The sequence below is a fragment of the Pedobacter sp. AK017 genome, assembly GCF_014200825.1.
GTDB classification, from domain to species: domain Bacteria; phylum Bacteroidota; class Bacteroidia; order Sphingobacteriales; family Sphingobacteriaceae; genus Pedobacter; species Pedobacter heparinus.
In genome coordinates, this window is record NZ_JACHCW010000004.1 from 367549 (window position 1) to 378306 (window position 10758).

The 10758-nt window shown below is 40.9% G+C and carries 6 protein-coding genes and 1 pseudogene; 1 reads left to right on the forward strand and 6 read right to left on the reverse strand.

Annotation, left to right across the window (positions count from 1 at the left end):
- Positions 1-94: 94 nt before the first annotated feature.
- From HDC92_RS08085 to HDC92_RS08110, 6 genes are all read right to left on the reverse strand, one after another.
- Positions 95-847, reverse strand: coding sequence for an SDR family NAD(P)-dependent oxidoreductase (locus HDC92_RS08085; protein ID WP_015808414.1), 753 nt, complete (start codon positions 845-847; stop codon positions 95-97).
- A 15-nt stretch (positions 848-862) separates the two neighbouring features.
- Positions 863-2125 carry an MFS transporter gene (locus HDC92_RS08090; protein WP_183873634.1) on the reverse strand — a complete coding sequence of 421 codons (1263 nt, stop codon included), beginning with the start codon at positions 2123-2125 and terminating at the stop codon, positions 863-865.
- Positions 2126-2146: 21 nt separating this feature from the next.
- Positions 2147-3313, reverse strand: a complete 1167-nt coding sequence (dgoD, locus tag HDC92_RS08095; protein ID WP_015808412.1) for a galactonate dehydratase — start codon at positions 3311-3313, stop codon at positions 2147-2149.
- Between the two features lie 8 nt (positions 3314-3321).
- A complete protein-coding gene (locus HDC92_RS08100) occupies positions 3322-4032 on the reverse strand; it encodes an MBL fold metallo-hydrolase (RefSeq protein ID WP_015808411.1) in 711 nt (236 codons plus the stop codon).
- Positions 4033-4210: 178 nt separating this feature from the next.
- Entirely contained in the window at positions 4211-4894 is a 684-nt protein-coding gene (locus HDC92_RS08105) for a GntR family transcriptional regulator (protein WP_183873636.1), read from the reverse strand.
- Positions 4895-5033: 139 nt separating this feature from the next.
- Positions 5034-5210: a hypothetical protein gene (locus HDC92_RS08110; RefSeq protein ID WP_155975985.1), complete on the reverse strand. Its 177-nt coding sequence runs from the start codon at positions 5208-5210 to the stop codon at positions 5034-5036.
- Between the two features lie 622 nt (positions 5211-5832).
- Between HDC92_RS08110 and HDC92_RS08115 the strand changes: the two are divergent.
- Positions 5833-10758 (forward strand): annotated as a pseudogene (locus tag HDC92_RS08115) (hypothetical protein); the annotation flags it as partial.

Sequence of the window (10758 nt, forward strand, 5' to 3'; positions counted from 1 at the left end):
ATTTTAATAAAAACATTATTTAATAATAATTTTGGTTGATATAATGTGTTTATATTACTATTTAAGCAATAAGTACCATTTAAAATTTGTGATATTATCTGAAATAAAGCCCTCCGTTGATATCTATGGTAGCGCCGGTAATGTAGTTGCCGCCTTCACCTGCCAGGAATGCAGCTGTCAAACCTATATCACGTGGCTGTCCGATGCCGAGCGGCACACCAGCAGCTATCTTGGCAATCCCCTCAATTCCGTGAGTTTGATTTAGCAGATCAGTTTCTATGATACCGGGTGCAATACAATTTACCCTGATTCCGAAGGGGGCGCCTGTTCTGGCCAATGTTTTGGTAAGGCCTAAAATGGCGCTCTTACTGGCCGCATAATGAGCATGACCATACAATGCGCCTTGCTGCCCAACAACTGAGCTGATGTTAATGATGCGTCCGCTCTGTTGTACTTTCATCATTTCCATCGCATTTTTGGCGCATAGAAAACAACTGCTAAGATTGGTGCTTAAAATATGGTCCCAATCTTCAATACTGATGTCAAAAATGTCTTTTGCCTGCGATGTCCCCGCATTGTTTATCAGGATGTCCAGCTGACCTATATGGGCTTTAATAAAGGAAAAAAGGGCTTCCACATCTGTTTTTAAACTGACATCTGCTGCTTTAAAATAAACCTCCTGGTTAAATGCCCTGATCTGGTCAACCGTTTGCTGAAGATCATCGGTTTCTGCCAGGTCGTTAAGTATAATGTTGGCCCCCTTTTCTGCCAGGCATAAGGCAATACCTTTACCTATACCCCTTAAAGATCCGGTTATAAGTGCAGTTTTTCCGGTTAGTTCGTTCATGACTTCATATTTTAATTAAATTTTATCGGTCTGTGCAGCAATATATAATTCTTTGGATAAAGTAAATTTAAGCGCTATAAATATAAAGATACTGCCAGCCAGATATACTATGGAAAGGGCCGATAACCCATCAGATAACCCTAATGTAGGTTTTACAATGCCTAAAATCCATGGTGCAAAGGCACCTATCAAAAAAGCAAACATAATCATGGCCCCTGAAACAGAGGCCCGTATGGCAGGGGGGATGACCAGAAATAAAGAAGCATAAATATTAGAATCATAAATACCCCTGAAAAAGCCAAATAAGCCCATCCCCGCATATACCCAAAACAGCTGATTTGCCGAGCCCATTAAATAAATAAAAGGACAAGCCAGTAACAGGCCTAAAGCTTGTAGTTTGAGTCTCGAACCTGCAGTTTTTTTAACCAGCTGATCGGAAAAACGTCCTCCGAGCAATACGCCAAGGAAAGCGAAAATATGATGGTAAAACATGGAAGAAAAACCAGCATTTGCTAGTGAGAGATTAAACTTTTCATGTAAGAAAGTAGGAGACCAGGTTAAATAGCCTACATTTACAAATACCATACAGGCAAAGGCAAGCGTAAGTAATATCGCTGTCTTTTTCCTGAACAGTCCCATGATGCCGTCAAATAATGTTACTTTATAGGTTGTCTGTACCGTATCCGGTGCAATAATTTTTTTAAACCTGACAAACAGCACGATGGAAAGTATGATTCCTATCCCACCAAAAAAATAAAAGGCGGTGCTCCAGCCAAATCTTTCGGCTATCAATGCACCAGATAATCCGCTGATGATTATTCCGGCATATAACGCAGTTTGGTGTATGGCCATAGCCAGGCCAGTTTTTTCCTGATATTTTTCTGCTATAAGCGCATTTGCTGCAGGGGCGTAAAAAGATTCACTGCTCCCTACTACTGCCCTTAAAACGATCAGGTGTACCAGGCCTGCGCTAAGGCCGGTAAAAAAGGTTGCGGTGCTCCACAACAACAGGCTAAAAATGATTACTTTTTTCTTACTGAAAACATCTCCGATATAACCACTTAAAGGGACACATAGTCCTATAGCCCAGATAAATACCGATGCAATCATCCCCAATTCTGCATCCGTTAACTTCAGTGCTGCTTTAATCTGAGGTAATATCACGTTAAATATCTGACGGTCGGCCTGGTTAAAGAAAAAAACCAGCCAAAGCAATACAATCAATTCCCAGTTAAAAGACCTGAGGCTTAAGTTGTTCCGGGCACTGTATCTGATCATTTTGATGCTGTCTTTAAAAGATTACTTTGCAAAATAGCCCTTTGCATTTTCCGGGCGTATTTCGGTTAACTTCCCATTGTAATGTCGCAAGTCCCTCGGCTCATAAGGGTAAGCCACAATTGCTTCTTCGTTAATGTCTATTCCAAGGCCGGGCAAGTTGTTAATTTGCATCATTCCGTCTATAAATTCAACTTTTTCGGTACTTATTTTATTGCGGTAAGGAACGTCACTGCTCATCGTTTCAAGGAAATGGAAATTTGGTGTAGATGCAGCAATATGAAGTGTGGCAGCGTTAGCTACAGGGCCACTCGGGTTATGCGGACAAAGCGGAATGTAATAGCATTCGGCCATAGCAGCAATCTTTTTAAGTTCTGATATACCACCAGCATGACTTACATCAGGCTGGATAAAATCTGCGCATTCCTGGTTTAGAAAACTTCTGTAATCCCATCTGCTGTAAAGACGCTCGCCGGCTGCAATAGGCACCTTGGTTTTTCTTCTTAATTGCGCCAGTCCCTCCATATGATCAGGGGGAATAGGTTCTTCAAACCAGGTAATGTCAAAGTCTTCCAGGGCATGGGCTACCCTTATAGCAGTTGGCATGTTAAAACGGCCATGCCCTTCAATTAAGATGTCAATCTCTGTTCCTACAGCATTAACAACAGCATCAATGCAAGCCAAAGCATAAGAAAACTCTTTTTTGGTCAGGTTCATATAGGCCGATCCGAATGGGTCCCATTTTAAACCTTTAAAACCGATTTTTACGGCCTCCTTTGCTTTTTCGGCAAACTCTTCAGGGGTTTTTGCAGGGGCAAACCACCCATTCGCATAACATGGTACGGCATCTCTTACCTTTCCTCCAAGCAACTGGTATACCGGTACACCAAGGTCTTTGCCTTTGATGTCCCACAAAGCCATATCTATAGCGGCCAGTGCGCTCATTAAAACAACCCCGCCCCGCCAGTAGGCATCTCGATAGCAATCGTGCCAGATGGCTTCTATCTGGTGAGGGTCTTTTCCTATTAAATATCTTTTTAATTCATTTACGGCCTGCAACACAGTCAATTCTTTCATTTCCAGTGTTGCCTCGCCTACGCCATGCAGGCCCGAATCAGTAATTACTTTTACAAACACCCAGTTTGTTCGGTATGAATGGCAAATAAAGGTTTTGATCTCAGTGATTTTCATCTGTTCATTTATAATTTTATGCTGGTATTTATCTGCATTATTTTTGACTTTAAACCGGCCGATGTACATAGGGCTGCAAAATACACTGGGTCTGCAGTGTTTTCAGTAAACATGCCATAGTGGTTGGGAATAACCATTTCAGGGTTAAGGGCAAGTGCAAAAACTGCCGCATTTTCTGCATTCATATTTCCCAGTTTTCCGTTGATACAAACAAAAAGTGCATCCAGTTTGGTATCCGATATCTTTGTGATTAAGCCCGCAAGCTCTGGCACATATTCAGTATCACCCGAGAAATAGACCTTGTGGTGTTTATCTTCAACGATTAGTCCCGTTGAAAAAGGATCAGTATGAATGGCAGGAGTGGCAGTAAGTTTGAGTTCGCCTAATGATAATTGTTCGCATTGGTTAAGTAAAATTGTATTCCTGATACTAATGTTCAATTTATTTGCATGTTCAATGACACTTGAGGGACCTATAATTTTGCACAATGGAAAGTAACTAAGGATGTTGAGTATAGTTTGCGGATCAAAATGATCCAGGTGATTGTGGGTACAATAAATATAGTCTGGATGCAGGTCTTTAATGGCCAGGGGAATAGGAAACATCCGTTTTAATCCTTGTAGTTTATAAATGGAATCGCTGAGATAAGGATCAATTACTAGCTTAATACCGTCTACATCTACAATATAGCCGCTTTGTCCAATCCATTTAATGTCCATCAGGTAATTTATTTTGGTTAGTATGACTGAAGTTTATGTCAGTGCTTTCTTATAGTTTTCCAAAAGTAATATATTATATATTGTATACAATATATATATAAATAATTATAATTTTGATTATCAATTAGTAATATATTTATCAATTATTTAATATTTTGGATTTAAAATAATGAAAATGCTATTTAAGTCTGTCGCCCATTTGAGCAAGGAGATCAGCTTTAGCATTTACACAGTGTACTGAAGCTGCAGTTTCAACTGCTGCAGGGTTTCGACTTTCCAGGGCAAGGAGGATAGCCTGGTGTTCTTCTATGACTTCGGCCGTTCGCCTTGAACCGAAACCATAAGTAAGTCGTAAGGTGTTGATGAGCTGCCAGTGTTTTTCCAGTATCTGCAGTCCTTCACTATTATTTGCCAGTTCATATATGGTGGAATGGAAGCGACGGTTCAATTGTAAGCAGATTGTATAGTCTTCTTTTGCAGCTGCGGACTCGTAACTTTTCTGGATCTGATTTAGGAGCTTAAGGTCTTTCTGTTTTAAGTTTTCTATACATTTTACGGTAAGGTATACTTCAATCAATTGTCTGATCTCGTAGATGCTTTCTAAAAATTGTTTATCCACTTTTCTAACATGGGCACCTTTGTTTGGTTCAATAATTAACAATCCCTCACCTTGTAGCTGTTGCAAAGCTTCCCTAATAGGCATCTGGCTAACTTTATAACGTTCTACCAGTTCTGCTATTTTTAATCTTTCACCCGAAATAAAGTATCCCGAAAGAATATCTTCCCGAAGTTTCTCTCTCACTCTGGAATAAGTAGGATCAGCCAGCTGGCCTAACGAATCAGATTGTAATTTGTCTTTCAACGCTGCAATTTTTTAAATGGTCGGTCAAATATACAATATATTATATACAATCAGCTGGATTGATCCTGATGATAAAGTATGCCAAAGGTTGGGTAATTGTTCAGAAGGGTTTTCAAATCATTAATGTAATGCCGTATAGTTATAAGTAATAAATAATGGCAACAAGGATTAGAACTGCAAAAAAAACATAATAGGTGGTTTTGCTGCTTAGCCCACCCCAAAGCACCTTCTTGTTATAAAACACGGCATTCCAATCATCAGGGTTCTTACGTCTGGTATTGGTTAGGGCTGAGGTTTGATTTTCTTTAGCTTTCATGTTGTAAGATACGAAATATATGACATGTTTTAAACCCTGTATAGAAGTCACAACAGTTTCCGTTCCTAAATAATGGGTTGTTTTTGTACGGCCGATAGTAGTCAAACAACTCGTTTCATTAAGATTTTTTATTTTCTTTATTGTTTATTTTGTGTCACTAGTTTGATGGTGGTATGGGTGTAAACTGATTGTTGTAAGCAAAATTCGCCGTTTTTTGATTTATTCGTCATTGTTTTTGTTATTTGGCATAATATTGTTTTGTTAAATTATGTGTATTTTATTTCTCATAGTGTAGAATTATTTTCTTATTATTCCTTTTTTTATTTTGTGTTTTTTTATTCATATATTTTGAATTTATTTAATTTTATGTCTTTTTAATGTATTTAGGCTGTTTTTTGATGTTGTTTAAATTTTTGGCCTGATTGTTATTAAAAAAGTTAAAATTTTCATAGAAATGATCTAAATTCTGATTACTTTGCTTAAGGTAAATGAAATTAAACTTATAAGAAATTAATATTTTATTTTATGTGTTTTTATAATGAGGAAAATATCCCATTGGAAGAATATGAATACATAAGACAAGAAGTTTTTTATTAAGCGGAATAAATGTATATCTAAATTTATGCTGAATACGCTCAGATCTAATGTGCTCTCCTGTTACAGAGGTATATGCTGTCTGGTTTTTCTATTATGCTCATTATTTAATTTATCGAATGTACTGGCAGAGGGGAGTAAAGATTTATATCCGGTTGGGGCATCGGGTAATCGTGCATTTTTATATTCCAATGCTGCACTCGGAATTATTAGTACTTCAGTAGCTTTCCCTTTCAGAACCCTTGGAACGCATTATGTTTACGCTGTTAAAAATGAATATATAGCGGTGGCATCCAGTGCACAGGGAGTTGGTAATGGGATAATTATTATCACTTCCCCATCAGGGGTACAGACAATGACTACTGTTGGAAGCACGGTGGGTAAAATTTCCAGTAGAACCGAAGAATTAGCTGGGCCACGTTTTCCAGGAGAAGGTGCTGGGAATAATCGCTATTTACCTTATTCTTTTCAGGTGGGTAATGATGAGGGTGTTTGGAAAATTGAATTTATACCAACAGGTAATAAAGTAGATACAAATAGCCCTACCGCCTCAGACGTTTTCGCAGATGGTACTTGGAGTCAAAGTAATAATACCCCCCTTATTTCTGCCTGGGATGTTTCAGTATGTAATGCTGTCAAAGATAAATGGCTGAGGGGTAGGGTGTATACAAATGTTCTGAATTTAAAGTTGTCCCAGAATTTTGATGATTCGAATAAGGCCTATAATGGGATAAATTATGTTTTAACTAAAGACGGAAGGGCTTACCGTGTAAAAAATAACGGTAATAACGGCTTGGGCTTTACTTTTTTTTCGAATAATAAAGGATTTGTAGATGCTACGGGGAATCCACTTTATAAAAGTCTGAATACAACAGACGAGACTGTAATTGCCAATGCTGTACATGATCCAAGGGCTGTTGATGATTTGACAAAAAACCTGGTTACTCATAAACTGTTTTATGGCCCTCCTTCTCCTGATCTGCCGGTTTCCGCTAAGGTTGCAATAGATGGAACTACTTCTACGACTACCTGGCTAAAAAATGAACCAACTGTTCCGGTTGTTTCGAATATCGATTTTGTAGGTTCTGAAGGGACTGTTGGGCAGGCCAGTCAAAAAGGAGGAACAATAATCTTTAAAACAAATGTTGCAGGTTCATACCGGATCACTATACCACTTGGCGCTGGTAAAGACAGGGTGCTCAATGGTGCTGCTGCCAATGGTGTGAATACGATAAAATGGGATGGAAAAGATGGCTTAGGTAATTTAGTTCCAGGAGGTTTGGTTGTTCCTGAAGTAAGAGTTAGACTGGCATCAGCGGAGGTACATTTTCCATTTATAGATATGGAGATAAACCCAAAGGGCATTATTATTGAATTGACTGAAAACTCAGCGTTTTATCCTGTAAATCCAACGCCTAATATTATTGACGAAAGTGTGTATAGTGATAGGGTATATTGGGATGACAGCGATATTACCGGAGGTAAAGCTGGTGAGGTTTCTAATCCACAGGTAAATGTAATTAATGGAATCTCAAGTAATTCGAATGGACATAAATGGGGAAGCTATAGCGGGAGCAGTGGCTCTGGAAATAGTGGTACCGGAACAAATAGCTATGGTAATGAAAAGGCTATGGATACTTATGCTTATATCCTTAGTAAGGAAGAAGCCCAGCCCTTAAATGTGAATGTTAAAGTTGCAGATCTGCAGGTGGTGAGTGTAATACCAACTTATACTTCTACAGCTGCAGGTACTCAGGTTACTTATGCAGTGAAGGTTAAAAATGCCGGTGTAAGTGATGTGACAGGAGCAGCGTTTCATTTTAATGTACCTACTGGCTTTACCGTCAATGCTAACGGCATAATTAGTTCTTTTACTGGGGCAACGGGTGCAGAAAGTAATGCTGTGCTAGATGCAACGGGATTTAGTTCTATGCTGGATTTGGCTAATGGCTGTATAGTTACTTATACAATTAACGGAACTATTGGTGCTGGTATTTCGGGAAATGATATTCTTGTCGATGCAAGTATAATGAGACCGAAGGATGTTACGGACCCAGATGCAACCAATATTATATTTGATAAGGCACCTACTAATCCACACGATGAATGTTTAAATGGTACTGCCAATGAGGTTTGTAACAATATAAAATACAATACGGCCCATGCTCAGCTCGTATGTGTAAATTCATCAATTGTGCCGATTGAGTATGTTCTTGAAGCAGGTGGAACAGATGTTCAAATCCTGCCTGAATTGCCAGCCGGGCTGGTTAAAAATATAACAGGAGGTAAATTGACAATTACAGGTACACCAACCGCTTCTGGCGTATTTACTTTTACAATAAATACTTTAGGAACTCAACGGTCAACAAAAACGGTAGTACTAACGGTAGGTTCCAGGGCTATTGCTTCAGATATTGAAGTTGCTGATAAGGCGATTTGTATTGGTCAGAGTGCCGAATTGACGTCTAATTTGGCTGCTGGTAGTACTATCGTTAATCCGGTTTTCAATTGGTATAGTGAGGCTGCCCTTACAACATTGCTTCATACGGGGACAATTTATACTGTTAATCCTACTGTTAGCACTACCTATTATGTAACGGTTAAAGGCGATAACAGTTGCGAAAATGCTTCCGGGGCGGGAAAAGCAGTAACGATTACAGTAAACCCATTGCCCTTACAACCTACGGTTACGGCTTCTGGAGGAACCACCTTCTGTGTTGGTGGTTCAGTAGTGTTAACTTCCAATGCAGCTACGAGCTACCAGTGGTACCGTGGTACTACTTTGTTAACCGGTGAAACGAACCAAACTTATACAGCAAGTGAAAGCGGCAATTATACAGTAATCGTTACCGATGGCAATTCCTGTTCAAGCCCGGCTTCAGCAGCAGTTCCGGTTACGGTAAACCCATTGCCACTTCAACCTACGGTTACGGCATCTGCAGGGACAACTTTCTGTCTTGGTGGTTCAGTAGTGTTAACTTCCAGTGCAGCTACGAGCTACCAGTGGTACCGGGGCACCACTTTGTTAACCGGTGAAACGAACCAAACTTATACAGCAAGTGAAAGCGGCAATTATACAGTAATCATTACCGATGGCAATTCCTGTTCAAGCCCAGCTTCGACAGCAGTTACTGTTACGGTAAACCCATTGCCACTTCAACCAACAGTTACGGCATCTGCAGGGACAACTTTCTGTCTTGGTGGTTCTGTCACGCTGACCTCATCAGTTGCTGCCAGTTACCAGTGGTATCGGGGCACCACTTTGTTAACCGGTGAAACGAACCAAACTTATACAGCAAGTGAAAGCGGCAATTATACAGTAATCGTTACCGATGGCAATTCCTGTTCAAGCCCAGCTTCGACAGCAGTTACTGTTACGGTAAACCCATTGCCACTTCAACCAACAGTTACGGCATCTGCAGGGACAACTTTCTGTCTTGGTGGTTCTGTTACCTTGACCTCATCAGCTGCTGCCAGTTACCAGTGGTACCGTGGTACTACTTTGTTAACCGGTGAAACGAACCAAACATACAGGGCTACAGTAACTGGCAATTATACGGTTGTAGTTACCGATGGCAATTCCTGTTCAAGCCCGGCTTCAGCAGCAGTTACTGTTACGGTAAACCCATTGCCACTTCAACCAACAGTTACGGCATCTGCAGGGACAACTTTCTGTCTTGGTGGTTCTGTTACCTTGACCTCATCAGCTGCTGCCAGTTACCAGTGGTACCGTGGTACTACTTTGTTAACCGGTGAAACGAACCAAACATACAGGGCTACAGTAACTGGCAATTATACGGTTGTAGTTACCGATGGCAATTCCTGTTCAAGCCCGGCTTCAGCAGCAGTTCCGGTTACAGTAAACCCATTGCCACTTCAACCTACGGTTACGGCTTCTGGAGGGACAACTTTCTGTCTTGGTGGTTCTGTTACCTTGACCTCATCAGCTGCTGCCAGTTACCAGTGGTACCGTGGTACTACTTTGTTAACCGGTGAAACGAACCAAACTTATACAGCAAGTGAAAGCGGCAATTATACAGTAATCGTTACCGATGGCAATTCCTGTTCAAGCCCGGCTTCGACAGCAGTTACTGTTACGGTAAACCCATTGCCACTTCAACCAACAGTTACGGCATCTGCAGGGACAACTTTCTGTCTTGGTGGTTCTGTTACCTTGACCTCATCAGCTGCTGCCAGTTACCAGTGGTATCGGGGCACCACTTTGTTAACCGGTGAAACGAACCAAACTTATACAGCAAGTGAAAGCGGCAATTATACGGTTGTAGTTACCGATGGCAATTCCTGTTCAAGCCCAGCTTCAGCAGCAGTTCCGGTTACAGTAAACCCATTGCCACTTCAACCAACAGTTACGGCATCTGCAGGGACAACTTTCTGTCTTGGTGGTTCTGTTACCTTGACCTCATCAGCTGCTGCCAGTTACCAGTGGTACCGTGGTACTACTTTGTTAACCGGTGAAACGAACCAAACTTATACAGCAAGTGAAAGCGGCAATTATACAGTAATCGTTACCGATGGCAATTCCTGTTCAAGCCCGGCTTCAGCAGCAGTTCCGGTTACAGTAAACCCATTGCCACTTCAACCTACGGTTACGGCTTCTGGAGGAACGACCTTCTGTGTTGGTGGTTCAGTAGTGTTAACTTCCAGTGCAGCTACGAGCTACCAGTGGTATCGCGGTACTACTTTGTTAACCGGTGAAACGAACCAAACTTATACAGCAAGTGAAAGCGGCAATTATACGGTTGTAGTTACCGATGGCAATTCCTGTTCAAGCCCGGCTTCGACAGCAGTTCCGGTTACGGTAAACCCATTGCCACTTCAACCAACAGTTACGGCATCTGCAGGGACAACTTTCTGTCTTGGTGGTTCTGTCACGCTGACCTCATCAGTTGCTGCCAGTTACCAGTGGTATCGGGGCACCACTTTGTTAACCGGT